General features: G+C 72.7%; 23 protein-coding genes. 12 read left to right on the top strand and 11 right to left on the bottom strand.

The features are described from left to right. Nucleotides 1-353: 353 nt before the first annotated feature. Nucleotides 354-1,475, bottom strand: coding sequence for a WD40/YVTN/BNR-like repeat-containing protein (locus GPJ59_RS14475; protein ID WP_308120297.1), 1,122 nt, complete (start codon nucleotides 1,473-1,475; stop codon nucleotides 354-356). A gap of 586 nt (nucleotides 1,476-2,061) precedes the next feature. Here GPJ59_RS14475 and GPJ59_RS14470 point away from each other — a divergent pair. Both GPJ59_RS14470 and GPJ59_RS14465 read left to right on the top strand, forming a co-directional pair. Beyond that, complete coding sequence (locus GPJ59_RS14470) at nucleotides 2,062-2,478, top strand: SsgA family sporulation/cell division regulator (RefSeq protein WP_219667518.1); 417 nt, start codon at nucleotides 2,062-2,064, stop codon at nucleotides 2,476-2,478. A gap of 321 nt (nucleotides 2,479-2,799) precedes the next feature. Next, nucleotides 2,800-3,771, top strand: coding sequence for an acyl-ACP desaturase (locus GPJ59_RS14465; RefSeq protein ID WP_219667517.1), 972 nt, complete (start codon nucleotides 2,800-2,802; stop codon nucleotides 3,769-3,771). Nucleotides 3,772-3,939: 168 nt separating this feature from the next. On the opposite strand, the gene GPJ59_RS14460 is transcribed toward GPJ59_RS14465, so the two are convergent. Together GPJ59_RS14460 and ligD are read right to left on the bottom strand one after the other, a co-directional pair. Next, the gene (locus GPJ59_RS14460) at nucleotides 3,940-4,182 is read right to left on the bottom strand and encodes a WhiB family transcriptional regulator (protein WP_219667522.1); all 243 of its coding nucleotides are present in this window, start codon (nucleotides 4,180-4,182) and stop codon (nucleotides 3,940-3,942) included. 133 nt (nucleotides 4,183-4,315) lie between these two features. Then, entirely contained in the window at nucleotides 4,316-5,362 is a 1,047-nt protein-coding gene (gene ligD, locus GPJ59_RS14455) for a non-homologous end-joining DNA ligase (protein WP_219667516.1), read from the bottom strand. A 200-nt stretch (nucleotides 5,363-5,562) separates the two neighbouring features. Between ligD and GPJ59_RS14450 the strand changes: the two genes are divergently transcribed. Beyond that, entirely contained in the window at nucleotides 5,563-6,642 is a 1,080-nt protein-coding gene (locus GPJ59_RS14450) for an ATP-dependent DNA ligase (RefSeq protein WP_219667515.1), read from the top strand. Here the strand turns inward: GPJ59_RS14450 and GPJ59_RS14445 are convergent. The 3 genes from GPJ59_RS14445 to GPJ59_RS14435 form a co-directional block, all read right to left on the bottom strand. After that, nucleotides 6,597-8,081 carry an NAD(P)/FAD-dependent oxidoreductase gene (locus GPJ59_RS14445; RefSeq protein ID WP_219667514.1) on the bottom strand — a complete coding sequence of 495 codons (1,485 nt, stop codon included), beginning with the start codon at nucleotides 8,079-8,081 and terminating at the stop codon, nucleotides 6,597-6,599. The genes GPJ59_RS14450 and GPJ59_RS14445 overlap by 46 nt on opposite strands. Before the next feature lie 247 nt (nucleotides 8,082-8,328). Next, nucleotides 8,329-8,955 carry an HdeD family acid-resistance protein gene (locus GPJ59_RS14440; RefSeq protein WP_219667513.1) on the bottom strand — a complete coding sequence of 209 codons (627 nt, stop codon included), beginning with the start codon at nucleotides 8,953-8,955 and terminating at the stop codon, nucleotides 8,329-8,331. Nucleotides 8,956-8,988: 33 nt separating this feature from the next. Then, nucleotides 8,989-9,828 (bottom strand): class II glutamine amidotransferase, encoded by an 840-nt coding sequence (locus tag GPJ59_RS14435; RefSeq protein WP_219667512.1) that lies wholly within the window; start codon nucleotides 9,826-9,828, stop codon nucleotides 8,989-8,991. A gap of 232 nt (nucleotides 9,829-10,060) precedes the next feature. Here GPJ59_RS14435 and GPJ59_RS14430 point away from each other — a divergent pair, with 232 nt between their 5' ends. The 4 genes from GPJ59_RS14430 (at nucleotide 10,061) to GPJ59_RS14415 (ending at nucleotide 12,228) form a co-directional block, all read left to right on the top strand. Further along, nucleotides 10,061-10,516, top strand: coding sequence for a DUF6325 family protein (locus GPJ59_RS14430; protein ID WP_308120295.1), 456 nt, complete (start codon nucleotides 10,061-10,063; stop codon nucleotides 10,514-10,516). A gap of 97 nt (nucleotides 10,517-10,613) precedes the next feature. Beyond that, on the top strand, nucleotides 10,614-10,904 hold the full coding sequence (locus tag GPJ59_RS14425; RefSeq protein ID WP_219667511.1) for an SHOCT domain-containing protein: 291 nt from the start codon (nucleotides 10,614-10,616) through the stop codon (nucleotides 10,902-10,904). Between the two features lie 101 nt (nucleotides 10,905-11,005). Continuing rightward, the gene (locus tag GPJ59_RS14420) at nucleotides 11,006-11,719 is read left to right on the top strand and encodes a helix-turn-helix domain-containing protein (protein ID WP_219667510.1); all 714 of its coding nucleotides are present in this window, start codon (nucleotides 11,006-11,008) and stop codon (nucleotides 11,717-11,719) included. Then, nucleotides 11,716-12,228 carry a nucleotide triphosphate diphosphatase NUDT15 gene (locus tag GPJ59_RS14415; protein ID WP_219667509.1) on the top strand — a complete coding sequence of 171 codons (513 nt, stop codon included), beginning with the start codon at nucleotides 11,716-11,718 and terminating at the stop codon, nucleotides 12,226-12,228. Before GPJ59_RS14420 ends, GPJ59_RS14415 begins: the two co-directional genes overlap by 4 nt. A gap of 595 nt (nucleotides 12,229-12,823) precedes the next feature. Here the strand turns inward: GPJ59_RS14415 and GPJ59_RS14410 are convergent. Next, nucleotides 12,824-14,155 carry a lanthionine synthetase LanC family protein gene (locus tag GPJ59_RS14410; protein WP_308120294.1) on the bottom strand — a complete coding sequence of 444 codons (1,332 nt, stop codon included), beginning with the start codon at nucleotides 14,153-14,155 and terminating at the stop codon, nucleotides 12,824-12,826. A gap of 307 nt (nucleotides 14,156-14,462) precedes the next feature. Here GPJ59_RS14410 and GPJ59_RS14405 point away from each other — a divergent pair, with 307 nt between their 5' ends. Continuing rightward, entirely contained in the window at nucleotides 14,463-14,759 is a 297-nt protein-coding gene (locus GPJ59_RS14405) for a hypothetical protein (protein ID WP_219667508.1), read from the top strand. Between the two features lie 36 nt (nucleotides 14,760-14,795). On the opposite strand, the gene GPJ59_RS14400 is transcribed toward GPJ59_RS14405, so the two are convergent. The 3 genes from GPJ59_RS14400 to GPJ59_RS14390 form a co-directional block, all read right to left on the bottom strand. After that, the gene (locus GPJ59_RS14400; protein WP_219667507.1) at nucleotides 14,796-16,892 is read right to left on the bottom strand and encodes an MDR family MFS transporter; all 2,097 of its coding nucleotides are present in this window, start codon (nucleotides 16,890-16,892) and stop codon (nucleotides 14,796-14,798) included. A gap of 90 nt (nucleotides 16,893-16,982) precedes the next feature. Continuing rightward, nucleotides 16,983-18,332, bottom strand: coding sequence for a 6-phospho-beta-glucosidase (locus GPJ59_RS14395; protein ID WP_219667506.1), 1,350 nt, complete (start codon nucleotides 18,330-18,332; stop codon nucleotides 16,983-16,985). A gap of 195 nt (nucleotides 18,333-18,527) precedes the next feature. Then, the gene (locus tag GPJ59_RS14390) at nucleotides 18,528-19,514 is read right to left on the bottom strand and encodes a helix-turn-helix domain-containing protein (protein ID WP_308120293.1); all 987 of its coding nucleotides are present in this window, start codon (nucleotides 19,512-19,514) and stop codon (nucleotides 18,528-18,530) included. A 219-nt stretch (nucleotides 19,515-19,733) separates the two neighbouring features. Here GPJ59_RS14390 and GPJ59_RS14385 point away from each other — a divergent pair, with 219 nt between their 5' ends. The 4 genes from GPJ59_RS14385 to GPJ59_RS14370 all read left to right on the top strand — a co-directional run bounded on the left by GPJ59_RS14385 (nucleotide 19,734) and on the right by GPJ59_RS14370 (nucleotide 23,628). Next, nucleotides 19,734-20,420: a helix-turn-helix domain-containing protein gene (locus GPJ59_RS14385; RefSeq protein WP_219667505.1), complete on the top strand. Its 687-nt coding sequence runs from the start codon at nucleotides 19,734-19,736 to the stop codon at nucleotides 20,418-20,420. A 66-nt stretch (nucleotides 20,421-20,486) separates the two neighbouring features. Next, complete coding sequence (locus tag GPJ59_RS14380; RefSeq protein ID WP_219667504.1) at nucleotides 20,487-21,044, top strand: toxin-antitoxin system, toxin component; 558 nt, start codon at nucleotides 20,487-20,489, stop codon at nucleotides 21,042-21,044. Next, nucleotides 21,041-22,231: an MAB_1171c family putative transporter gene (locus GPJ59_RS14375; protein WP_219667503.1), complete on the top strand. Its 1,191-nt coding sequence runs from the start codon at nucleotides 21,041-21,043 to the stop codon at nucleotides 22,229-22,231. The genes GPJ59_RS14380 and GPJ59_RS14375 overlap by 4 nt, the downstream gene beginning before the upstream one ends. Further along, complete coding sequence (locus tag GPJ59_RS14370; protein WP_219667502.1) at nucleotides 22,228-23,628, top strand: FAD-dependent oxidoreductase; 1,401 nt, start codon at nucleotides 22,228-22,230, stop codon at nucleotides 23,626-23,628. The genes GPJ59_RS14375 and GPJ59_RS14370 overlap by 4 nt, the downstream gene beginning before the upstream one ends. Before the next feature lie 41 nt (nucleotides 23,629-23,669). Here GPJ59_RS14370 and GPJ59_RS14365 read toward each other — a convergent pair whose 3' ends face one another. Then, nucleotides 23,670-24,446: a bestrophin-like domain gene (locus GPJ59_RS14365; RefSeq protein ID WP_219667501.1), complete on the bottom strand. Its 777-nt coding sequence runs from the start codon at nucleotides 24,444-24,446 to the stop codon at nucleotides 23,670-23,672. Nucleotides 24,447-24,971: the final 525 nt, after the last annotated feature.

The following is a 24,971-nucleotide window of genomic DNA, read 5'->3' as shown; positions in this document are numbered from 1 at the left end:
GTCAGCGCGGAGCCTGAGGGCAACAGCCCCCCCCGGCCACCCCTCCCCGGTGCCTGCTCGCCGGTCTGTTGGCGGGGCGGGGCGGTGGTCGGAGTCAAGGGTGGAGCGCAGCGACATCGCGCAAGCGACGCCCGAAGGGCGCCCTTGACGCCGGCCGCCGACCCGCACGGACAATGGACAGGCGGGCAGACACCGACACCCCACCGACCAGGCCCCACAGGAAACGAACCCCATCGGGCCAGCCCGCACCCCCGAAGCCCCGCCCCCAGCGGACACGGCCCCATCGGGTCAGCCCCCGCCCCCCGAAGCCCCACCCCCAGCGGACAAACCCCCTCGGACCGCCCCCCGCCCCCTCAGGACCCGGCGGAGCGCTCCAGGCGGCCTACCCTGCCCTTCTCGCCCGCCGCCCAGCAGCCTGCGTACGCCTTGCTACCTCCGTCGGCGCCGCCTGCGCCCACCGCGCCCAGGTCGGCGTAACCCGCGCTGCGCGGGCAGGAGACCGTGTCGAAGGAGCCGGTGGACAGCGGGGTCCAGGTGCGGCCTCCGTCGAGGGTCACGTCCGTGCCCGTCGGGCCCACCGCCAGAGCCGCCGTGCGCAGGTGCGGCTGCGACGGCAGCCAGGCGACGCCCGAACGGTAGGCCGGCGGCGGAGTGTCCGACGTGCGCCAGGTCCGGCCCGCGTCCGAGGTGACGGCCGCCGCCTGCGGCGACGCCTGCCCGGTGCGGTAGTCGCCGCCCACGGCCAGGCCGACGGCGCCGTAGCCGCCGTGCCGGAACGCCAGCCCGAAGACGCCCTTGGCCGGGTCGCCGGCCGGCACCGTGGACTCGGCCACGCGCCAGTTGCGCCCGCGGTCGGACGAGTGCAGGACACGTGCCGTCGCGCCCCCGCCGGTGGCGAGCCAGACGTCCCGCGGCCCCGCACTCACCAGGCACTGGCCGCTCGCCGCGAAGCCGGCTTCGCCCGGCAGGGCGGCGGGCATGCCGTCGTTCGGGAGGACCTGCCAACTGCGGCCGCCGTCCTCGGTGGAGAGGATGCGGAACTTGCCGTCCACCGGGTCGCTCATCGCGAGCCCGTGGCGCGGGTCGAAGAAGGTCAGGCAGTCGTAGAAGGCCTTCGGATCGGGGTTACGGAACGTCTCCGTCCAGCTCACGCCGCCGTCTTCGGTGCGGAAGACCCGCGAGTCCCCGCCCTCGCCGATCGACAGGGCCACCGCGCGGCGCGCGTCGAAGGCTTCGATGTCGCGCAGTTCGAGCCCGTCGGCCACGGCCCCGGGCGGCGAGACGTCGTTCCAGCTCGCCCCGCCGTCCACCGTGCGCAGCACCGTGCCCTTGGAGCCCGACACCCAGGCCGTGGCGGCGTTCACCGCCGCCAACCCGCGCAGCCGGGCGTCCTTGCCGGTGGCCTTGAGCGCCCAGCCGACCCCGGGCAGGCCGACGGCGGTCCCCGGCGATCCGACCGGTTCAGCCCGCCCCACCGGTCCCGCCGAGCCCTCCCATCCGGCCGCTCCTCCCGACGCAGCCCGTCCGGCCGTTCCGGCCGTTCCGGCAGATCCCGCCGCTCCCGCCGCTCCCGCCGATCCGGCTAAGACCGTTCCGCCGCTCGTCCCGCTGGCCCCGCTCGTCCCGCTACCCCCGGTCGCGTCCGCCGCCAGGGAGCGGGCGTGGGCCGGGGCGGCGAGGACGCCGACCAGAGCTGCCGCGCACATGCCAATTCCGAGAAGTCTCATGGCGCCGGAAGCTAACGCACCCCGAGATCACCGTCCAGGGTGCGTCGATCACCGTCCGCGGTGGACCGCTCCGCCCAGCACGCCGCCTTGGTCCCGCGGAGTGAACGAATTCCAGCCGTCCTCCGACTGGACTCCAGTACCCCCCGACACCCTCACACCCCACGCCACCCGCGCATACACCACCACCCACCCCCCGCAACCAAACGGAACAAGCCATTCGGTGACACAGCTCACGTACCCCTCCCGTGCACGGATTCGCCGTTTCCCGCGTCTATCCCGATGTCGGGCGCCACCCCACCGCCCGCCACCGATCCGCAAGTCAAGGGAGCGAGCCGTGATCACCGTCATCGAGCAGGCCGTCCAGGCCCGTCTGGTCGCCACCGCGCCGAAGGTCGAGACCGTTCCCGTCACTCTCTGCTACGACAGGTCGGATCCGTTCGCCGTCCGCATGGCCTTCCCCGCGCCGGCGACGCTGGAGGGCGTAGAGGTGTCATGGACCTTCGGCCGCGAGCTGCTGGAGACCGGCCTCCAGGGGCCGGCGGGGCTCGGCGACGTGCGCGTACGCCCGTACGACGAGGGCCGCACGGTCGTGGAGTTCCACGCCCCCGAGGGCGTCGCGATCGTCCTCATGGAGACGGCCGACCTGCACCGCTTCCTCCAGCGGGCCGCGACGATCGTCCGCCCGGGCACGGAGCACCTCTACGTGGACATGGACCACGGCCTCGCGGAACTGATGCGCGACTCCTGCTGAGGCCGAAGGCCGAGGCCGAGGCCGAGGCCGAGGCCGAGGGCGCGCGATCAGCGCCCCCCACCCCCACCCCACCCCCGTCAACGCTCCCTCTCCCCCACCCCCTCCCCCGGAGGGGGCTTTTTCATGTCCGGCAGAGTGCCGCGCGTCACGTCCCACCGCCGCGAGCGGGCGGTGAGCAGCCGACATAACGGAATGTACGGGTCCATATCCGCCCCCGGGGCTTGGATCGTCTTGACGCCGCGCTTAACCTACGGATTCGTAAGCTACGGGACCGTAGGTAAACGGAACCGCAGGTAATTCGCTTGTCCCCCAGGAGCACCCGTGACGATCACCTCTCCCCACCTCGGCAGCTCGGAGGCGTGGACCGACGCCAAGCTGCTGTACGCGCTGGAAGAGGTGGTGGAGAAGGAGCTCAACCGCCACCTGAAGGTCGCCAAGGACTGGATGCCGCACGAGTACGTGCCGTGGGGCGACGCGCGCAACTTCCCGGGCCTCTTCGAGGACGGCGAGGCGTGGGACCCCAGCCAGTCCAAGGTCACCGACATCGGCAAGATCGCCCTCGTCGTCAACCTGCTCACCGAGGACAACCTCCCCAGCTACCACCACGAGATCGCAACCCTGTTCGGCCGTGACGGCGCCTGGGGCACCTGGGTGCACCGCTGGACCGCCGAGGAGGGCCGGCACGGCATCGTGATGCGCGACTACCTGCTGGCGTCGCGCGCCGTGGACCCGGACAAGCTGGAAGAGTTCCGCATGGCGCACATGTCGGAGGGCTTCGAGTCTGACAACCGCCACTCGATGCTGCACTCGGTGGCGTACGTCGCCTTCCAGGAGCTCGCCACCCGCATCTCGCACCGCAACACCGGGCACCAGTCCGGCGACCCGGTCTGCGACCGGATGCTGGCGCGCATCGCGACCGACGAGAACCTGCACATGATCTTCTACCGCAACCTGCTGGGCGCGGCCTTCGAGATCGCCCCGGACCTGACCATGCAGGCCGTGCGCGACGTGGTCGTCAACTTCCGGATGCCCGGTCACGGCATGCCGGGCTTCGAGCGGTCGGCCGCGCAGATGGCGATCGGCGGGATCTACAACCTCCGCATCCACCACGACGACGTGCTGGCCCCGGTGCTGCGCTACCTGAAGGTCATGGACATCGCCGACCTCGGCCCGGAGGGCCAGAAGGCGCAGGACGAGCTGGGCCTGTTCCTGGGCGGGCTGGACGCCGAGGCCCGCAAGTTCGACGAGCGGCTGGCCGCGCGGGCGGCCCGGCTGGCGGCCCGCAAGGGCTGAGCGCGGCTGCGGCCGTGAGATGTGACATGTGAGATGTGACGCAGGCGCCCCTGGCAGAGCCCCGCTCTGCCAGGGCGGCGTGTTCGTACGGCCATGCGTGCCGGTACGGCCATGCGTGCCGGTACGGACGCACATACCCCTACGCGCGTCCCGCTTACACCCCGGGTGTCACCGGCTCTGGCGCAGGGCGAGGCGCTCCCGCTCGGAGAGTCCGCCCCAGACGCCGAAGCGCTCGTCGTGGGTCAGGGCGTACTCCAGGCATCCCGCGCGCCCCTCGCACGCTCCGCACAGCCGCTTCGCATCACGCAGCGAGGTCCCCGGCTCCGGGAAGAAGAAGTCCGGCCCCGTCTGCGCGCAGAGGGCGAGTTCGTGCCAAGCGGGTGCTGCCGTGGTGCTGGTGCTCGTGTTCATCGACATGGGCCGATATTCACCGTGGCCGATGTACGTCCGATCAACGAGCGATCAACGACCTCCTGAACGGCGTCAACGAGCGGCGTCAAGGAGACCCGCCGACGGCCGCCCGCCGGGTATGACACCCCCGCCCTCACTCCTCCTCCCGCTCCTCCCCCCGCCCCTCCTCCCGCTTCGCCCGGCTCGGCTGGACCCGTTTCGGCTCCCCCGGCATCTTCGGGTAGTCCGGCGGGTACGGCATGTCGCCCAGGCCGTGGTCGTGTTCGTGGCGGGCGGCGAGCTCCAGGGCGGCGTCCAGGGTGAAGGCGTGGTCGTCCATGTCGGCGTGCAGGTCGCCGAGTTCGGCGTAGCGGGCGGGCATGGTGACGATGTCGAAGTCGCGGGGCTCGGCGGAGTCGATCTCGGCCCAGCGCAGCGGGGCGGAGACCGGGGCGTGCGGTCGGGGGCGGACGGAGTAGGCGGAGGCGATGGTGCGGTCGCGGGCCGTCTGGTTGTAGTCCACGAAGATCCGTTCACCACGCTCCTCCTTCCACCAGGCGGTGGTGACCTTGCCCGGCATGCGCTGTTCCAGCTCCCGGCCGATCGCGATGGCGCAGCGCCGGACCTCGGTGAAGGTCCAGCGCGGCTCGATCGGCACGAAGACGTGCAGGCCGCGCCCGCCGGAGGTCTTGGGCCAGCCGCGCAGGCCCAGCTCCTCCAGTACGTCGCGCAGCTCGTGGGCGGCGATCACCGCGTGGTGGTAGTCGGTGCCGGGCTGCGGGTCGAGGTCGATGCGCAGTTCGTCGGGCCGGTCGGTGTCCTCGCGGCGCACCGGCCAGGGGTGGAAGGTGAGGCAGCCCAGGTTGGCCGCCCAGAGCACGGCGGCCGGCTCGGTCGGGCAGATCTCGTCGGCCGTGCGTCCGCTGGGGAAGGCGATGTGGGCGGTCGGGATCCAGTCGGGCAGGTTCTTGGGGGCCCGCTTCTGGAAGAAGGACTCCCCCTCCACCCCGTCGGGGTAGCGCTCCAGCGTGGTGGGGCGGTTGCGCAGCGCCCGGGTGATGCCGTCGGCCACGGCGAGGTAGTACTGGGCGACGTCCAGCTTCGTGAGGCCGCGCTCCGGGAAGTACACCTTGTCCGGGTTGGACAGCCGTACCGTCCGCCCGCCCGCGTCCAGCTCGATCGCTTTACCGGATGCACCCATGTGCGCCACGGTAGGCGCGGCCGGCGAACCTCGCATACCAGGAATGCCGCTCATCCCGGTCGTGTCACCCATCCCGGTCGTGTCACCCATCCCGGTTGCGCCAGCCATACCGGCAGTTCCGGTCATGCCGCCCATGCCGACCATGCCGCCCATGCCAGGAATACCGGGCGGTTTCGTCCGTGCCGCCGCAGAATCGAGGCATGGATCTGCCCGTGATGCCGCCCGTGAAGCCGATGCTCGCCAAGTCCGTGGCCAAGATCCCCCCGGGCATGCAGTACGAGGCCAAGTGGGACGGCTTCCGTGCGATCGTGCACCGCGACGGCGACGAGGTCGAGATCGGCAGCCGTACCGGCAAGACGCTGACGCGCTACTTCCCCGAGCTCGTGGTGGCCCTGAAGGAGAACCTGCCCGCCCGCTGCGTGGTGGACGGCGAGATCGTGATCGCTCACGGCGGGCGGCTGGACTTCGACCGCCTCACCGAGCGGATCCATCCCGCCGCCTCCCGCGTGAAGATGCTCGCCGGGACGACACCCGCCTCCTTCGTCGCCTTCGACCTGCTGGCCCTCGGTGACGACTCACTGCTCGACACCCCGCTCGCCGACCGCCGCGCCGCGCTCGTCCATGCCCTGTCCACCGCCGAACCCCCCGTTCACCTCGCGCCCGCGACCACCGACCGCGCGCTCGCGCAGCAGTGGTTCGAGCAGTTCGAGGGCGCCGGGCTGGACGGGGTGGTCGCCAAACCCCTCGACCTGCCCTACCGGCCCGATGCCCGCCTCATGTTCAAGATCAAGCACGAGCGTACGGCCGACGTCGTCGTCGCCGGCTACCGTTTCCACAAGAGCGGTCCGATTGTCGGATCGCTCCTGCTGGGCCTGTACGACGCGCACGGCGCGCTCCAGCACGTGGGCGTGTGCGCCGCGTTCCCGATGAAGCGCCGCGCCGAGCTGGTGGACGAGCTCGCCCCGCTGCTGATGCCGGACGGCGCGGCGGACCACCCGTGGGCCGCGTGGGCCGACGAGGCCGCCCACGAGAGCGCGCGGCTGCCGGGGGCGCAGAGCCGGTGGACGGGGAAGAAGGACCTGTCCTGGGTGCCGCTGCGCCCCGAGCGGGTGTGCGAGGTGGCCTACGACCACATGGAGGGCGACCGCTTCCGGCACACGGCCCAGTTCCGCCGCTGGCGCCCGGACCGCACACCGCGGAGCTGCACGTACGAGCAGTTGGAGGAGGTCGTGCGCTACGACCTCTCCGCAGTGCTGGGCGGCGGAGGCCCGGAGGGCTGAGCGGCGGTGACCTTCTCCCATTCGGCGCGGGTCGGGCCGGTCGCGTTCGGGACGTAGTCCGGGCGGGCGGCCAGCCACTGGGCCACCCGGGCGCGGACGTCCGGGTCGGCGTAGGCCTGTTCGGGGGAGACGGCCAGGTGGCGGACGCGGGCGCGGACCCGCATCACCTCGGGGTCGTCCAGGGCGCAGTCGAACAGGGCGGCCCGCTCGCGGGCGCTCCCGGTGCGCAGGCCCTGGGTGGCGTAGCGCTCGCCGATCGCGGTGTCGGCCACCACCTGGAAGTCGAACCACGGCTTGAGGGTCCGTACCGCCCACGCGTGGTGGCCAGCGGCGTAGTCGGCCGATCCGGGGTCCTGGTGGGCCGTGCGGGCGACGCGCAGTGCGGCCCAGAGGGCGAGGGACGTGCCCTGGCCGAGGGTGGGGTTGGTGTGGGTGACGGCGTCGCCGACCGGTACGAAGCCGCTGACGACGGGGCCGTGTTCGTCGACGAGGGCGCACCACCGGTTGTCCAGGCCGGCGATGGCCAGCACCTCGGAGAGCGGTTCGGCGCCCAGGTCCAGCCAGGCGGCGCCCGGCGGGAAGCTGCGGGCGGCCTCCTCGAAGACGGCCGGGTCGCGCAGGGCTGAGCGGGTGGCGTCCCCGGTGTGCACGATGAGGGTCACCGCGAAGACCCGGTTGTCGGCCGGGAAGACGGCGCAGCCGGCGAAGGTGCCGCCGGCCACGCTCCACGGCCGGCGCGGCCCCTCGGGGGTGCCGGCGGGCAGCCGGTACCAGCGGCAGAAGTACGCGAGGCCGGTGCGGTGGCGTTCGACGGCGGCCGGCCGGCAGCCGGCCGCGGTCAGCCAGCGTTCCGCGGCTCCGCGCCGGCCGCCGGCGTCCACGACCAGGTCGCCCGCGTAGGAGGCGGCGGCCGTACGTACGCCGGTGACGCGGGGCACGGGCGAGGGGCCCCCGCGCGCCACGGGCGCCGCCACGGGAGCCGCCCCGGCGTCGGGCCCGGGGGCGAGGACCAGGCCCGTCACCGGCTCCCCGTAGCGGCAGACCACCCCGGGCTCCGCCCGCAGAGCTGCGGCCAGGGCGCTCTCCAGGACGATCCGCCGGGTCTGGATCATGACGAGGTCCTCGTCCCCGTCGCGGACCGGCGGGCGTACGTCGAACCAGTCCAGCTCGTGCCGCTCCTGGGCGCCCAGGCGCAGCATCTCGGCGTGGACGTCGGGCAGTTCGTCGAGCAGCACGCGGCGGGCGGCGCCCAGCAGCACGTGCGGCTGGGCCGCCTGCGGCACGGACGGGCGCCGCCAGCCGAAGAAGTCCCGGTCGAGGGCGGCCCCGGGGGCCCTGCTGTCGCGTTCGAACAGCTCCACGGTGTGCCCGTGCCGTGCGGTGAGCAGCGCGGTGGCGAGCCCTCCGACCCCGCCCCCGACAACCAGCACATGCGCCATGTCGTCCCCCCTGCTTCCCTGCTCCCCTGCCCGTGCAGCCGTACGACCGTCCGACCGTCCGTCTGATCGGCCGGACGGACGGACGGACGGACGGCCGGCCGATCAGAGCCTGCGCTGCGCCGGGGCTGCCGAAACCAGCGACCGGTGGCGACGTGCGGCCCGCCGACCGGTGCGGGCCGCCCTCAGGAACGCAGCTCAGGAACACAGCTCAGGAACAGAACTCAGGAAGACAGCTCAGGAACACGACTCAGCGCCGCAGAGCCGACCGTACCGCGAAGGCCACGACCACCTCCGCCACGCCCAGCAGGACGAGCCACAGGCCGAGCAGCCGGGTCAGGGCGACGGCGGACTCGATCGGCAGGCACAGCACGACGACGCCCGCGGCGATGCCGAGGACCGCGACGCCGAAGGTGAACCCGCGGTGCGGGAGCCCCTTGTCGACGATCGCCCGGTACGCGCCGAGCATGCCGGAGACCAGCCAGACCACACCGAGCAGCAGGGCGAGGACGGTGACGGTCTTCTCGGGGCCGCGCAGGACCAGCACGCCCGCCACGACGTAGACCACCGCCATGAGCAGCCCCGCCCACCGGTCGCCGTGCTCGTGCCGGCCGAACGCCGCCACGAACCGGAACAGCCCTGCCAGCAGCAGGTACAGCCCGATGAGGACGGCCAGCACGTGCAGGGTCTCGCCCGGCCACACCAGCACGAGGATGCCGAACACCAGGGTCACGATCGCCGAGCTCAGTGCCCACTTCCAGGAGGCACCGAGTGCCGAGAGCGTGTCGAACGGGTCGCCCGACGGGCCGCCTACCGCGCTGCCGAAGGCGGGCTCATCGGGCGGTAGCGGCGGGTCCGGGTGTCGGGGCGTGGTCATGGCTCCTCCGTAAGGTGTCAGGCAGCCCGGTCGTCACAGCGGCTGCGGGGCGAACGGGTGGAGTTCGCCCGTGCTCCCGCGCACCAACCCGTAGCTGTCGTTGGGTACTTCGTTCCAGGCGCCGGGGAGGTCGCCCAGGGGCTCGGAGACGACGAGCCGGGTGTCGTCGGACACTTCCTGGAGGAACGCCGCGTCGGGGTGCAGGGCGCGCAGGGACTCCACCCTGGTGCTGTAGAACAGCGTCCGCGCGGTTCCCTCGCTGGCGTAGCGGAACGCCCACACCGTCGAGCCGTCCGTGACCGCGACGGTCATCTGCATGGGGGCGGCGACGCCGTGCTCGTGGCCGATGCGCTCCACCGTGCCCACCATCCGGGCCACCGCTCCCGGGGGGTCGTCCTCCAGGCCGTAGGTCAGGGCGAGGAAGAACATCGTCTCCGAGTCGGTGGTTCCCTCGATGTCCAGGTAGAGGGTGGGGTCGACGGCCATGGAGAGCTGCCTGCGCATCTGGTGGAAGCCCGAGATGGCACCGTTGTGCATCCACATCCAGCGGCCGCGCCGGAAGGGGTGGCAGTTCGTCTGCTGCACGGCCGTGCCCGTCGAGGCCCGGATGTGCGCGAAGAGCAGGGGCGACACGACGTGCTGGGAGATCTCGCGCAGGTTGCGGTTGTTCCATGCGGGGCCGACGTCGCGCATGATCGCGGGGGTGTCGACGCCCGTGTCCGGCGCGTACCAGCCGATGCCGAACCCGTCCCCGTTGGTCGTCTCGACCCCCAGGCGCGAGTGGAGGCTCTGGTCGATCAGGGAGTGCTTGGGTTCGTAGAGGATCTTTTCGAGCAGCAGGGGGGTACCCGAGTAGGCGAGCCACCGGCACATGATCGATCCCTCATTTCTCCTGCTGACGACGGCCGCGGCCGCGGCGGGCCACGGTGGGCGCCCTCCGATCCTGCGTGCGCGGGCGGGGCGCTGCATCACCCCGCGGGGGTGATCCCCCGCTCCGCGGCGGCGCCTACGGTCGCAACGGTGTGGGACGCCCCGCAGAGCCGACCCGCTCCGCGGCCGCCGCCCCGCCCCGCCCCCGTACCGGCGGATCTGCGAAGGAGCTGACGTGACCAGAGAAACGAACGACCGTCTCGACGAGGTGGGCCCCATCGACTACCTGGTTGTCGAGTTCCCGGGCAGCCACCTGACGGGTGAGGGGATGCCGCTGCTGGTCGACCTCGTCGACCGCGGGATCATCCGCATCCTCGATCTGACCTTCCTCACGAAGGAGGCGGACGGGTCCGTACGGGGCATCGCCCTGGCCGACGTGACCGGCGACGGGAAGCTCGACCTCACCGTCTTCGAGGGCGTCTCCTCGGGCCTCATCGGCGAGGAGGACATGGCCGAGGCCGGATCCCTCCTGCAGCCGGGGGACTCGGCGGCCATCCTGCTCTACGAGAACCTGTGGGCCGCGCCCCTGGCGGCCGCCCTCCGCCGCGCCGACGCCCGGATGATCGCGAGCGGGCGCGTGCCGGTCCAGGACGTGATCGAGGCACTGAACGCGCTCGACGCCGCGGCCTGAAGGCATCGGCCCGGCCCGGCCAGGCCAGGCCCCTTACCCGACCCGACCCCACGCCACGGATGCCATCCGCTTCCCCGACCCAGGCAAGGCAGGAATCATGCCCGGACTCCTTCGCGGCGTCGCCCGTACCGCCGTCATCGCCGGAACGGCCACCGCCGTCTCCAACCGTGTCTCGCGCCGCCAGGCGGGCCGCTGGGCCCAGCAGGAACAGGCAGCCGCCCCTCCCCCCGAGGCCCCTCCGCCGCCGGCCCCGGCTGCCCCGGCACCCGCCCCCGCCGGCATGGACGACAAGATCAACCAGCTCAAGGAGCTCTCCGCCCTCAAGGAACAGGGCATCCTCACCGAGGAGGAGTTCAGCGCACAGAAGGCCCGCATCCTGGCCGGCTGAAAACATCCTGACCGGCTGACTTCGGCTGCGGTCCGGCCGCGCGCACCCGCTCCGCGCCGTACGGCTTGACAAACGCCGTTGCCGAACCGGCAAATGGGATCATGGCCGAAGACCCCGCGCCCCCCGCAGCCGCCGAGGACGACTTCGCGCGCGTGCTCACCGCCGTCGGGCCGCGGCTGCGGGCGCTGCGGCGGGCGCGCGGGACCACGCTCGCCCAGCTCGGCGAGGCCACCGGGATCTCCCCGAGCACGCTCTCCCGCCTGGAGTCGGGGCAGCGCAAGCCCACACTGGAGCTGCTGCTGCCACTGGCGAAGGCCCACCGGGTGGCGCTGGACGAGCTCGTCGGGGCGCCCGAGACGGGCGATCCGCGCATCCGCAGCCGCCCGTTCGTCCGGCACGGGTCCACCTACGTACCGCTGACCCGCGACTTCACCGGCGTCCGCGCGTACAAGATGGTCCTGCCGCCCGCGCCCGACGCCCGGGCCGGGCTGGAGCTCCAGGTCCACGAGGGCTACGAGTGGCTGTACGTGCTCTCCGGCCGGCTGCGGCTCATGCTGGGCGAGCACGATCTGGTCCTGCGGGCCGGGGAGGCCGCCGAGTTCGACACCCGCACGCCGCACGCCTTCACCAACGCGGGCCCTCAGCCGGTGGAGTTCCTCAGCCTCTTCGGGCCGCAAGGCGAGCGGATGCACGTACGGGCCCGGCCGAAGGACAGAACGCAGGCCACGCAGGACGCGACGGGCACGCAGGGCTCACCCGGTACGCCGGGCACGCAAGAAGCACAAGAACCACAAGGAACGGAAGGGCAGGCATGACCACCCACCCCGCACACCCGGATCGCGAACGCCCCGAGCGGGCCGAGCCGAAGCCCAACGCCGTCGTCGGGGTCGGGCTGGTCGTGCTCGGCGCGGACGGACGGGTGCTGCTGGGCCAGGCGCACGACGGCCGCTGGGAGCTGCCCGGCGGCAAGGTGGACCCCGGGGAGGGCTTCGAGGGTGCCGCGGCGCGCGAGCTCGGCGAGGAGACGGACCTGCGGGTGGACCCGGCGGACGTGGACGTCCTGGCCGTGCAGATCGACGCGTCGTCCGGGCTGACCCGGCTGACGGCGGCCGCGGTCACGCGCGCCGCGCAGGGCACGCCGGTGGTGACCGAGCCGCACAAGATCGTGCGGTGGGAGTGGTTCGCCCCGGCCGACATCCCGGACGTGCTGTACGCGCCGTCGGCGGCGGTGCTGCGCACCTGGCGGCCGAGCCTGACCCAGCTGCCGCCCGTACCCTCGCACGACTACCCGACCGCGGCGGCGCCGCAGGCGGCGGCCGGCTAGGCCCGTACTTCGCGGGTCGTTGATTCGTTTGGTGTGACCGGTTCGGTGGTGTCCTGGGCCGGTGGTGTGGCGTTGGATCGGGTGTGTCGATGACTTCCCGGTCTCCGCGGCCACGGGCTCAGCGTCAGCGTCTTGAAGTGGCGGTGACGTCCGTGGTGGAGAAGCGTCTGGGCGCTCTGCCTGTCGCTGCCGAGTTTCTGCGCCGGCTGGATGTCGCTGGGATTGTCGACGAGGTATGTCCTGGCGGTGCGAGTGAGCTGGTGACGCACGGGCAGGTGAGTCCACTCCACCGCCAACGCCGCCGGCCGGCAAGCCGCCCGTCCCCGCCGACCAGGCGGATGCCGGGCAGGCCCTGATCCACTACAAGGGCCAGGGCACGGTCGAACGCAGATACCACGACTTCAAGGGCCCGCCCACCGTCCAGATCTCCCGCGGCGTCCAACTCCACCTCCTCGACCTGCTCGACACCGACATCGGACAGACCCGCTGGCCGCAGACCTGAAACGGTGACCGCGAAGTCCGGGGCCAGAGGGGACCACGCCTCACACAAGGCCGAGATCGTTATGCATTACTTGTCTCGCATGGGACTGGTCGCTCATGCACCCGTACGTGTAGTGCGCAGGTGTGCCGGCACGGCCCACCACTGGTCCGGGCGGTCGATGACCGGGGCGTCGGGGCCGGTCTCGCCGTACCGGGCGAGGCGCAGAAGGTAGGCCGCGATGCCTGCCGCGCCCTGCATCCACGTCGTGCCGGGCGGCAGCAGCGGCGGGTCCTCGCGGTGTTCCAGAAAGCGCCAACGGGCGCCCGCGTCATCCCTGATGACCCGGTCGACCAACGCGTCACCCATCCTGTGCGCGGCCCGCAGCAGGGTCTGTCTCCTCTCCGGCGCCCGGCAGTCCTGGGCCGCGTCCAGCAGGACGTCTCCGACGCCCGCCGTTCCGCAGCAGCGGCCGTCGTTGTCCCAGAAGCCGGGACGGAGGCGTTCCGGCACACCCGAGGTGAGGATCGAGGTCATACAGCGGTGCCGCAGTTCGTCGACGTCGTGGCCAGCCACCTCGGTGACCCCTGCGTGCGCCAGCGCGGTGAACAGGTGCGAGGTGCCCGCCGGGCCGTGGCACCACGTGTACGTCACCGGTTCCACCTCCCGGCGCGACGGCGGAATCGTGTGCGGGACGACGAAGCCCGCATCCTTCAACGACCCCACCGAGAGGACGTGCCGGGCGCCCGCGACCGCTGCCTCCACGAAGTCCTCGCGGTCCAGGGCGGCGCCCGCGACCGCCAAAGCGGCCGCGACCCCAGCGGTTCCGTGCGAGTAGTTCGGCGCCCTCGACGCCGCCCCCGGTGTCATACCCCAGTCGAGGCCCGCCTCCGTGCGGTCCGCCGCCCGCAGCAGGGCCTCGCCTCCCGTCGTCGCGATCGCGTCCGTGAACTCGCTCTTCGCCCAGACCGCCGTCATCATCACGCCCGCGGTGCCCATGATGACGTCGGTGAGGGGCGCGTCGGAGCCCGGCTCGAAGTCGAGCGTGGTCTTCCATCCGTCGCCGGTCGCCAGGGCGGCCAGCCGCCGCAGCGCCACCACTTCCTCGCCCGGGGCGAGCAGTCTGAGCGCCGTCGCGTCGCCCGCGAGGCCGTCGTACAGCGAGGGTTCCGTTCGCTGCCCGGCCTGTGCCGACAGTCTGGTCACGATGCCGGTCGCCAGCTCCGTTTCCCGCACGCCCAGCTCCCGGTACTGCGCGATCTCGGCCAGCACCGGGGCCAGGCCGGCGATCCCCGCGTACAGCGAGTCGCGGTCCTGGGCAGGTGACGTGGCCTCAGGACCGCCCTCCACCACGGCCTGCACCAGCCACGGGCCCTCGTCCTCGCGCACGTGGTCCAGCACCCACGACCACGCGGCCTCGCCCACATCCCGATATACGTCGCTTCTCACCAGGCCACGCTACAACCGCCGGATCACCGGCCCGTGCGGTGCGGTGTTGCCGCTCCGTCAGTTCCGGCGGTCGCGGAGGCCGGTCAAGACGCTGACGCTGAGCCCGTGGCCGCGGAGACCGGGAAGTCATCGACACACCCGATCCAACGCCACACCACCGGCCCAGGACACCACCGAACGGGTCACACCAAACGAATCAACGACCCGCGAAGTACGGGGCTAGGACCCCGGTCGGCTTCGGGAACGGTTCGAGGGGCCGTGGTGTCGCGCTGTCCACAGCCGCGCCTCCGCTACGGAACGCCGCCGCATGGATACGGCAGGTGACGATGTGTTCACCTCGAAACGCCGGGAGTCCGTCATGACCACCGAGGAACTCGCCAAGTTCTACGCCCTGCTGACCATCCTCGAGCCGCAGACGCAGGTCTGCCTCCACTCCGCCCGCCTCGCCGAGGTGGGGACGGTGGGTGACGGCAACACCGACACCGACACCGCCGTGCTGAAGCAGCTGAAGACGCATGCTGACAAGATCTCTGCCGAGCTGGCCTCGGTGAAGCCCGAGAAGCTGCAGCGCAAGACGGAGGCGACCGCGAAGCTCATCGTCTAGGCCTGTCGTACAGAACCCGGGACGAGGCAGCCCGGTCTACACGGCCGCGGCCGGGCGGGGTGCGAAATTGCCCTCGCCCAGGTCCTCGGCGAGCAGTCGCTTGGCGATGGCGTCGACGGCGACGCGCAGTTCGTCCCCGGTGGGCCGGCCCCGGTCGCGTTCGAGCTCGCCGGCCAGCCAGTCCGCCCAGGCCCGCGAGATCACCCCGGCCTCGCGCTCGCCGGCCTCGGTGAGCGTGAAGTAGGGGCCCTCGTTGCTGAGGAAGCCCTCCTCGACCATGCGGTCGAAGACGGGCAGCAGTACTTCCGGCGGGAGGGTGCGGCGGGCGGCGATCAGTCCGAGGCTCGCGTGGCCGACCGTACGGGTCATCAGGTCGACCTGCATGACCGCCCAGGCCGCGGCGATGTCGAGGCGGGTGTCGGAGCCCTCGACGATGCGGCGGGCGGTCTGCGGTCCCATGGTGCGGATCAGTTTGCCGACGGCCAGTTCGAGCAGCTTGGCGGAGTCGCCGCTGGCGGTGGCCGGGGAGCCGAAGCCGTCGCCCATGTCGGTGGAGGCGGCCCGGGCGGTGTCGCGCAGCCGTACCTGCTTGAGGAAGAGGGCGACGACGAAGCCGGTCGCCGCGACCGGCACGGTCCACAGGAAGACCGTGCTCAGCGCGTCCGCGTACGCCGCGACGATCGGGGCCGCGGCGGCCGGGTCGAGCGCGTGCACCCCCTGCGGGCTGCGCGCGGCGGCGGCCAGGGTGGCGGGGTCGGCCCCGGTGGTGCGGGCGGCTTCGGCGATGCCCGCGCGGAGCTCGGGCTCCAGGCGGCCGGCGTAGATGGTGCCGAAGACGGCGGCGCCGAAGGAGCTGCCGAGGGTGCGGAAGAAGGTGACGCCGGAGGTGGCCGTGCCCAGGTCGGCGTAGTCGACGGTGTTCTGCACGGCGATGGTCAGCACCTGCATGCACAGGCCGATGCCGGTGCCGAGCACGAACATGTAGAGCGATTCGAGCCAGGCGCCGGTGCCGGGTTCCATGAGGGAGAGCAGATAGAGCCCGACGGCCATGACCAGGCTGCCGGCGATCGGGAAGATCCGGTAGCGGCCGGTCCGGCTGGTGACGTTGCCGCTGAAGACCGAGGCGAGGAGCAGGCCGATGACCAGCGGGAGCGTGCGGACGCCGGAGACGGTGGCCGAGTCGCCGTCCACGTACTGCAGGTAGGTCGGCAGGAAGGTCATGGCGCCGAGCATCGCGAAGCCGACGATGAAGCTGAGCACCGAGCAGACGGTGAAGACGGGGTTGCGGAAGAGCCGCATGGGCAGCATGGGTTCGGCGGCCCGGGTCTCGGCGAAGCAGAAGAGTGCGAGGGCGCCCGCGCCCACCACGAAGAGGCCGATGACGAGGGACGAGTCCCAGGGGTACTCGTTGCCGCCCCAGCTGGTGGCCAGGATGAGCGCGCCGGAGCCGATCGCGACCAGGGCGATGCCCAGGTAGTCCACGATCGGGCGGCCGGCGGCGCGGACGGCCGGGATGGTCCGGGCGGCGGACACGACGACCAGGACGGCGATGGGCACGTTGACGTAGAAGCACCAGCGCCAGCTGAGGTGATCGGTGAACAGGCCGCCGAGCAGCGGTCCGACGACGGTGGCGACGCCGAAGACCGCACCGATGGCGCCCTGGTAGGTGCCCCGTTCGCGCAGGGGCACGACGTCGGCGATGAGGGCCATGGAGGTGACCATGAGGCCGCCCGCGCCGAAGCCCTGGAGGCCCCGCCACACGATGAGCAGGGTCATGTTGGAGGCGAGGCCGCACAGGAGTGAGCCGCTGATGAAGACGACCGCGGAGAGCTGGAAGATGAGCTTGCGGCCGAAGAGGTCGCCGAACTTGCCGACGAGCACGGTGGCGACGGTCTCGGCCAGCAGGTAGGAGGTCACCACCCACGACATGTGGGCCCCGCCGCCGAGGTCGGCGACGATGGTCGGCAGGGCCGTGCCGACGATGGTCTGGTCGAGTGCGGCCAGCAGCACGCCCAGCATGATCGTGCCGAACACGACGTTGCGCCGGCGCCGGTCCAGGACGGGTGGCGCCGTGGCGACGGCCGGGGCAGTGGTCACATCTCGCACTCTCACAGCGGCCCCGCCCGGCCGCATGCGGCACTGCGCCGTCCGGGCTACGGCTTGCCGTCGGCGCGCAGGTACGGGGTCCGCGGGCGGGTACGGGGTCCTCGCGCAGGTACGCCGTCAGCGCAGGTACGCCAGCCCCGGGTGCTCCGCCGCGTAGTCCTCCACCAGTCGCCGGGCCACCGTCACCGAGTCGACCAGCGGGTGCAGGGCGAAGGCCTTGACCGCGTCGGCCCGGGAGCCGCCGGCGGCGGCCGCGAGGACGGCGCGTTCGACCGCCTTGACCGAGGTCACCAGGCCCGTCGCGTGGTCGGGCAGCGGGTCGACGGCGATCGGGTGGGCGCCGCCGGCGTCGACCAGGCAGGGCACCTCGACGACCGCCTCGGCGTCGAGGGGGGCGAGCAGGCCGCGGCCGCGGACGTTGAGGATGAGCGTGGCCCGCTCGTCGCGGGCGATGGCCCGCATCAGGGCCAGCGCGACCCGCTCGTAGCCGCCGGACTCCAGGTCGTCCGCGTCGCGCTCGCCCGCGCCCGCCGCCTCCCGGTTCTCGGCCATGTACGTGGCCTCCCGCTCGGCCCGGGTGCGGTCCCACGCGGCCAGGGCCGCGCCGGGCGGCTGTCCGGGGCGGCCGGCCTCGGCGTAGAAGGCCCGCTGCTGGTCGCGCAGGAAGGCGCCGCGGGTCTGCTTCGCCTCCTGGTAGGCCCGTACGGTCTCGCGGTTGAAGTAGTAGTAGTGCAGGTATTCGTTGGGTACGGCGCCGAGGGAGCGCAGCCAGTCGGCGCCGAAGAGCCGGCCTTCCTCGAAGGACTCCAGCGTGGCGGTGTCGGCCAGCAGCCGGGGCAGTTCGTCGCGGCCGCGGACCCGCAGCCCGCGCACCCAGCCGAGGTGGTTGAGGCCGGCGTAGTCGATCCAGGCGTCGCGGGGGTCCACGCCGAGCAGCCGTGCGATGCGGCGGCCGAGGCCGACCGGGGAGTCGCAGATGCCGATGACCCGGTCGCCGAGTTCTTCGGCCATGGCCTCGGTGACCAGTCCGGCCGGGTTGGTGAAGTTGATGGTCCAGGCGTCGGGGGCGGTGCGGGCGATGCGGCGGGCGATCTCCCGGGCCACGGGTACGGTCCGCAGTCCGTACGCGATCCCGCCCGCGCCCACGGTCTCCTGGCCGAGGACGCCGTGGCCGAGGGCGATCCGCTCGTCGGCGGCGCGTCCGTCGAGCCCACCGACGCGGATCGCGGAGAAGACGAAGTCGGCGCCGCGCAGGGCCTCGTCGAGGTCGCCGGTCGCGGTGACGGCCGGGGCGTCGGGCACGGGGGCGGCCTGGTCGGCGAGTACCCGGGTCATGGCGGTGAGCCGGCCGGGGTCCTCGTCGTAGAGGGTGACGTGCCGGACCCGGCCTTCGCCGCGGTCGCCCAGCAGTGCTCCGTAGACGAGGGGGACGCGGAATCCGCCTCCGCCGAGGATGGCCAGCCGCACGTCGCTACCGCCTTGTCTCCCGCGCCTCGCGGCGCCCCCGGTGGCCCGGGCGCGCGACGCCTGCGGCGACCCGCTGCGGACCCTGCGTGCCACGATCCGTGACACGCGGTGCCGTGCCACGATCCGTGACACGGCTCCGCACAGCAGCGTCAGGACGGCGCCGCCGTGCACATCGTCCCAGTGTCGCCCCCGCGGTCACTCCTGCGGCGGCGGCACGGCGCGCAGCCGCGGTCCCTGCGGGCGGACGGTCCCGGTCGGCGCCGGGCCGGCGGGGACGCCCTGCGGTGCGGAGAGGATCAGGGTGATCCGGGTCAGGCCCATGGTGTCGAGCTGCCGGCTGGTTTCGGCCACCATCCGGCAGCGGACGGTGCCCCAGCGCGGGTCGGGGTGGTGGACGGCGAGGACCGCTCCGTCGCGCTCGGCGGCCTCGGCGCCGTACGTGCTGAGCCAGTGCGGGACGCCGTAGCGGTAGGCGGCCTCCATGAACGGGTCGCGGGCCACCTCCTGGCGGATGCTGCACAGCCCCTCGTCCTCGGGGTCGGCGGCCAGGGCGGTCGCGAACTGGGCGAGCAGCGGTACGCACCAGGCCGGCTCGTGGTCCTCCAGCACGGCGGCCGCGTCCGGGTGGAACAGCACGAACCGCAGGAAGTTGTCGTCCGGCAGGGCGGTGGGGTGCGGGCGGACGGCCTGGAAGAGCTGGTCGAAGGCGGAGTTGGTGAGCGCGACGTCCCAGCGGTGGTCGATCAGGAAGCTCGGGTAGGGCACGGCCTCCATGAGGGCGGCGTAGTCGCGCAGGTAGTCGCGCAGGGCCGGGTCCTGGGGCAGCCGGTTCTCCTCGGCGGCGTGCCAGGTGGGCGGCGGGTCCCGGTCGACCATGACGCGGAACAGCCAGAAACACTGCCGCTCGCTCATTTCGAGTGCTTCGGCGAGGGCGAGGAGTTTGCGGTCGGTCCATTCCTTGACCAGGCCGCGTTCCCAATTCCCGTACGCGCGCACGCTGATCCGCAGGCGTGCGGCGACGTCCTCCTGACTCAGGCCCAGTTCTTCGCGGCGTTGGCGCAATATCTCCTTGCGCCGTTCCGACCGTACTGCGCCGCGCACGGGCTCCTCACCCGTCAGGCGCTCCTCACCGGCCGCCCGGGAGAGGCCGTCGGACGGGCCCACCGCTGCGAGATGTGGCACCGAGAGCTCCCCCTTCTCGCGGTCTGGATCTTCATTTCCGTGTGGCGATCCTGCTACCGACGTCATTCGAGTGTCAACTATTGTGGCAATTCCAGCCTCTTGACAGCTTATTCACGCCACAGCTGTGGCAAGTTCTAGTCCTCCGAGGTCGTAGGGGCTAGCCTCCAAAGGCCCATCACGTGCCCTGAACCGGCCTCGCGCGATCTAGGAGAACCACTGGTGACAGACGGCTTCCCGGCTCCCGTCGCGGTGGCCAGCGTGCCCCTGGCGACCACCGTCACTCGGGTGGCCCAACTCGCTGACACGCTAGGACGCGACCACAGTGAGGTCTTCGACCTGCGCCGCCTCTCGGAGGCCTCCGGCGTCCCGGCCGACGTGGTCGGGACCCTGCTGGAGGGCCGGCCGGCCGGTGAGCCCGATCTCCAGGCGCGCTTCCTGCAGCGCCTGGACCTGCTGCGGCGGACCCGCCTGAAGCCCAACGGGCGCCGGTACACGCAGCAGGAGATCGCCGACGGCGCCGGCATGTCGCGGCAGCAGGCGGGTGCGCTGATCAACGGCGACCGCCGCCCGACGATGGAGCACTGCGACGCGATCCAGCGCTTCTTCGGCGTGCACGCCGGATTCCTGACCGCACATGATGCAGAAGCCCTCGACGACGCCCTGCTGCGCACCGAACAGCAGCTTCTCCAGGATTTCGCAGGTCGCGAGCGGGAACGCGAGCTGGAGCGGGAAACCGTACCCGCGGACGGCGATTCGGCGGGCGATCCGCTGGCGAGACTCCTGCAGAACCACGGAGTGCGGGGCATCGCCTGGCGCGCCGCCCAACTGCCCAGCGACAAACACCGGGACAAGGTGACGGAATGGCTGGACATGCTCCTCGAAAGCGTCAAACCCGACGAGTCCTGACCCGGCCCCTTGGCTGGGTCTGAATCCCTCACGTCCTGATCCGGATCCGCGCCGACGGGGAGAACGGTGAGCATAGGCAGAGAGCAGCGGCGGCTGTGCGGGGAGCTGGTGGCCGGCATCACGCTGACCGCCCCCGTGGAACCCGTGGACCTCTACGCCGCCCTGTGCGACGGCATGAGCAGGCACCGGGGGCGCCGGGTGGAGTTCCGGATGGCGGCGTTCCCGCCGGGGACGGCCAGCGGGCTGTGGCTGGACATGGCCGACCGCGACCTGGTGGTCGTCGAGGAGCGCACCGCCCCCGACCACCAACTGGTGATCCTCGGCCACGAGCTGTGGCACATGAAGGCCGGCCACTGCAGCCACCACGTGGACGGCGCGGCCGTCGCCGCGCGGCTGCTGTCCGACGAGGCCGACATCAGCGAGACCGTGCGCCGGGTGGCGGCCCGTACCCGCGCGGACGTACGGGAGGAGACCGAGGCGGAGACCTTCGGGCTGCTGCTCGGCAGCAAGTGCCGGCCCTGGCTGGCCGGCTCCGCGAGCCACCGGGCGCCGGCCCACCGCGACCAGCTGGCCGGGCGGATCGAGGCCTCCCTCGGATACCGGGGGCACAGGGCCGAGCGTTGAACGGCGAGGACTACTACATCCCGGCGGCGGCGATGGCGGTCGCCCTCGCCTTCAAGCTGCCGGCACTGCGCCACAACTGGCGCGACCCGCTGCTGCGGTCCGTGTGCGCGCTGCTGATCCTGGCGGGCTCCGTGTTCACCTTCGCGGCTCCCCCGACGATCGCGGCCGTCAACCGCTGGACGGGCATCCCCAACGTCTCGGCGCCACTGGTGTACTGCCTGATCACCGCGTTCAGCGCGTCCTGCCTGGTGCTGATCGTCAACTGGCGCGGCGGCCCGCCGGAGCAGACCCGGCGCGTCTCGCGGCGCTGGATCCTCGGCTACGGGGTCGTGGTCGTGGCCCTCGTCGTGCTGTTCGTCCTCGGCGAGGCGCCCGAGGAGCGGCTGCGCGACCTGGACACGTACTACGTCACCACGCCGTACATCCGCGAGATGATCGTGCTCTACCTCGCGGCACACACCGTGGCCGCGGTGGTGATGGTGGCCCTGTGCTGGCGCTGGTCGCTGCAGGTGCGCGGCTGGCTGCGCGTCGGGCTGATGATCATCGTCGTCGGCTACGTGTTCAACCTCAGCTACGACGCCACGAAGTTCACCGCGGTCCTCGGCCGCTGGCTCGGCGTCGACCTCGACTACTTCAGTACGTACCTGGCGCCGCCGATCGCCTCCCTCGGCGCCCTGATCAGCGCGATCGGATTCGTCGTACCGCTGGTGTGCCAGCGCGCCCAGGACAGCTGGCGGACCTGGGCGACGTACCGGCGGCTGGGCACGCTGTGGCGCGAGCTGCAGGGCGCGGTGCCGCTGGGCACTCCCGGGGTCCGGATGGCCTGGTGGTCCCCGGCCGAACTGCGGGTGCTCCAGCGCGAGTCGGACATCCACGACGGCTTCCTGCACCTCGGCCCCTACTTCGACCAGCGGCAGCGCGCGCAGGCGTACGAGCAGGCGCGCGCGGCCGGGGCGGACGAGGAGACCGCCCGGGCGGTCGGGGACGCGGCGATGGTCGCGGCGGCCGTACGGGCCCGCTCCGCCGATCCGGAGGGCCGGATCGTCGACGCGGAGCCGGACCCGGCGCAGGGGGCGGTGGACGGCCCCCGCGACCTGGTGCGGATCTCCCGCGCCTTGCGTCATTCACCGTCAGTAGCAGCGGCCCGCGGTCATCACGCGGCCACCACAGGAAGCGGCCTTCGATGAGTGAAGCCCACAGACATGCCGTGATCGTCGGCGGCGGATTCTCCGGCATGCTGGCCGCGGCCGCGCTCGCCGACCGCACCGTACGGGTGACCGTCGTCGAGCGCGACGCGCTGCCCGCCTCCCCCGTCCCGCGCCGCGGCCTGCCGCAGGCCCACCACGCCCACCTGCTGTGGTCGGGCGGTGCGCGGGCCGTCGAGGAGCTGCTGCCGGGCACCGTGGAGCGCTGGCTGGCGGCCGGCGCGCGGCGGATCCCGCTGCCGACCGGGCTGGTGTCGATGTCGGCGAACGGCTGGCTGCGGCGCTTCCCCGAGACCCAGTTCCTGATCGCCTGCAGCCGGGACCTGCTCGACTGGACCGTGCGCGAGCAGGTCCTGCGCCGGCCCGGGGTCACCGTGCTGGAGCGTACGGAACTGCTGGGGCTGGAGGGCGACGCCGAGCGGGTGACCGGGGTGCGCATCCGCGAGGCCGACGGCACCCGGCGAGTGCTGGCCGCCGACCTCGTCGTGGACGCCAGCGGCCGGGGATCGCGCGCCCCGCGGCTGCTCCAGCAGTTGGGCGCCGGGCCGGTGCACTCGGAGGAGGTCGACTCGGGCCTCGTCTACGCCAGCCGGATCTTCCAGGCGCCGCAGGGCACCGACGGCTATCCGGTGGTCAACGTCCAGTCGGACCCGCGGGTCCCGGTCCCCGGGCAGACGGCGACGATCGTGCCGGTGGAGGGCGGGCGCTGGCTGGTGACGCTGTCGGGCACCCGGGGCGGCCAGCCGTCGGGCGACACCGACCGGTTCGAGGCCTTCGCGCGGGGCGTGCGCCATCCGGTGGTGGGCGAGCTGATCTCGCGGGCCGAACCGCTCACGGACGTCGTCGTCACACGGGCGACGGTCAACCGGCGCAACTTCCTGGAGCGGGCCGCGCTGTGGCCCGAGGGCTTCGTGGTGGTCGGCGACGCCGTCGCCACGTACAACCCGGTGTACGGGCACGGGATGTCGGTGGCCGCCCAGGGCGTGCTGGCCCTGCGTACGGAGCTGCGGGCGCGGGGGCTCGCCGCCCCGGGCTTCGCCCGCCGGGTGCAGCGGGCGGTGGCCGGCCCGGTCGCCACGGCCTGGGACCTGGCCACCGCTCAGGACATCCTGTACCCGGGCGCGCGGGGCCGTCCGCCGGGCCGGATGTCGGTGGCGCTGCGCCGCTACGTCGACCGCCTGATGCTGACCGCGACGAGCCGGCCGCTGGTCTCCAAGGCGATGTTCGACGTGATGACCCTGTCGGCCCCGGCGAGCACCCTGCTCCGCCCGGAGGTGGCCCTGGCCGTCGCACGCGGCCCCCGCCGCCTGCCCCTGCACGAACCGCCGCTCACGGAGCGGGAGCGGCGGGTCATGGAGCGGACGGACGCGGGGGCGTAGGGGCGTAGGGGCGTAGGGGCGTAGGGGGCGGGGCCGGAGGGCTAGTCGCCGGCGGCGAGGGAGAGGGAGGGGAAGAGGTCCGCGAACGGGGCCGCTGAATCGATTCCGTCCCGGCCGTACGGGGCGTCGAAGCTCCACACCAGGAACAGCAGGAACACGATCAGCGCGCTGAACAGGCCCGCCAGCAGCAGCTCACGGCCCGAACGGCGGATCTGGAGGGTGAAGATCAGCCCGATCGTGACGACCGCCCCGGTGAGCAGCCCGAACCACACCACGCCCGGCAGCGTGGACTCGGAACTCTGGGTGCGGGTGTGCCGGGCGTCGTCGGCCGCGGCGATCTGGTCGAGGAGCGGCTGGTAGGCCTGCGCCTGGAGCTCGGTGGCCGGGGCCTGGTGGGTGACGTCGCTGCGCAGCTTGCCGAGGAGTTCGGCGCCCTGGGCGGACGGGGCCTCGCCGGAGGTCAGGCGTGGCCAGTCGACGCTGACGGTGTGGCTGACGTAGGCGCCCACCTCGTCGCGGATCCGGTCGCGGACGGCGGCCGGGTACACGTCGGCGCGCTGGGTGACCTCGTACAGTGCCTGGGCCTCACGCCGCACACTGTCCTCGGCGGCGCCGCGCGCCTCCCAGACGCCGGCGATGGCCAGACCGAGGACGATCGCGTAGACCACGCCGACCATCATGGTCATGTACTCGATGACGTCGGGGGTTTCGCTGGTGTCCTCGTCCTCGGCGGCGCGGCGGTGCCGGAGCGTGGTGAAGGCGAGGACGAGGGCGCAGACGAGCGCCATGGCGATGGCCAGGACCAGCCATTCGGACACGAGGGGTTCTCCCGTTCGGGTGGGGGTTCTTCGGTGGTTCGTGGGTGGTTCTCGGCTTCGGCCGCCGGCCTTGCTTTCCGGCTTCGGCTGCCGGCCTTGCCTTCGGGCTTCGGCTGCCGGCTTCCGGCTTCCGCGGGCCGGTACGGGTTCAGCCGCGGCTCTTGGAGCGCGGGCGCAGGGCGGCTGCGGCGAGGACGGCCGGGGTGGTGACGACGACCATGAGCCGTACGGTGGACAGCCCGTCGGGGCCGCGCCGTTGGAGGGCGACCGAGCGGTAGGGGCGTACCCCGAAGGCCGCCGCGACGGCCGCCCGGGGCGCCTTCGGCGCCGTTCGGGGCGGGGCGGGGGCTGCGGGACCGGCCGGGACGTGGACCGCTTCGGGGGCGGGCCCAGGCGCGGGCTGCGGCTTCGGCAGCGGGGCGGGCGGGGGGTAGGGGGGCCGCGCGCTCTTTTAAACAAATCCCCGGCCCCGCAGACGAGGGCTGACCTGTGTGCCGGCCTTCTGTTTGAAAAAAAAAAACATAA

Source organism: Streptomyces bambusae (genome assembly GCF_019400985.1).
GTDB lineage: Bacteria > Actinomycetota > Actinomycetes > Streptomycetales > Streptomycetaceae > Streptomyces > Streptomyces bambusae_A.
Note: the sequence above shows the minus strand (reverse complement) of the source record. Positions and strands in the feature narration are given on the sequence as shown.

What these genes read in the sequence shown, in the direction of transcription:
- GPJ59_RS14440 (WP_219667513.1), bottom strand. Translation starts at nt 8,955, where the DNA reads ATGACCACGCCCCGACACCCGGACCCGCCGCTACCGCCCGATGAGCCC.
- GPJ59_RS14445 (WP_219667514.1), bottom strand. Translation starts at nt 8,081, where the DNA reads ATGGCGCATGTGCTGGTTGTCGGGGGCGGGGTCGGAGGGCTCGCCACC.
- GPJ59_RS14400 (WP_219667507.1), bottom strand. Translation starts at nt 16,892, where the DNA reads ATGCGGCCGGGCGGGGCCGCTGTGAGAGTGCGAGATGTGACCACTGCC.
- ligD (WP_219667516.1), bottom strand. Translation starts at nt 5,362, where the DNA reads ATGGGTGCATCCGGTAAAGCGATCGAGCTGGACGCGGGCGGGCGGACG.
- GPJ59_RS14460 (WP_219667522.1), bottom strand. Translation starts at nt 4,182, where the DNA reads ATGAACACGAGCACCAGCACCACGGCAGCACCCGCTTGGCACGAACTC.
- GPJ59_RS14425 (WP_219667511.1), top strand. Translation starts at nt 10,614, where the DNA reads ATGCCCGGACTCCTTCGCGGCGTCGCCCGTACCGCCGTCATCGCCGGA.
- GPJ59_RS14370 (WP_219667502.1), top strand. Translation starts at nt 22,228, where the DNA reads ATGAGTGAAGCCCACAGACATGCCGTGATCGTCGGCGGCGGATTCTCC.
- GPJ59_RS14415 (WP_219667509.1), top strand. Translation starts at nt 11,716, where the DNA reads ATGACCACCCACCCCGCACACCCGGATCGCGAACGCCCCGAGCGGGCC.
- GPJ59_RS14450 (WP_219667515.1), top strand. Translation starts at nt 5,563, where the DNA reads ATGGATCTGCCCGTGATGCCGCCCGTGAAGCCGATGCTCGCCAAGTCC.
- GPJ59_RS14435 (WP_219667512.1), bottom strand. Translation starts at nt 9,828, where the DNA reads ATGTGCCGGTGGCTCGCCTACTCGGGTACCCCCCTGCTGCTCGAAAAG.
- GPJ59_RS14405 (WP_219667508.1), top strand. Translation starts at nt 14,463, where the DNA reads ATGGATACGGCAGGTGACGATGTGTTCACCTCGAAACGCCGGGAGTCC.
- GPJ59_RS14420 (WP_219667510.1), top strand. Translation starts at nt 11,006, where the DNA reads ATGGCCGAAGACCCCGCGCCCCCCGCAGCCGCCGAGGACGACTTCGCG.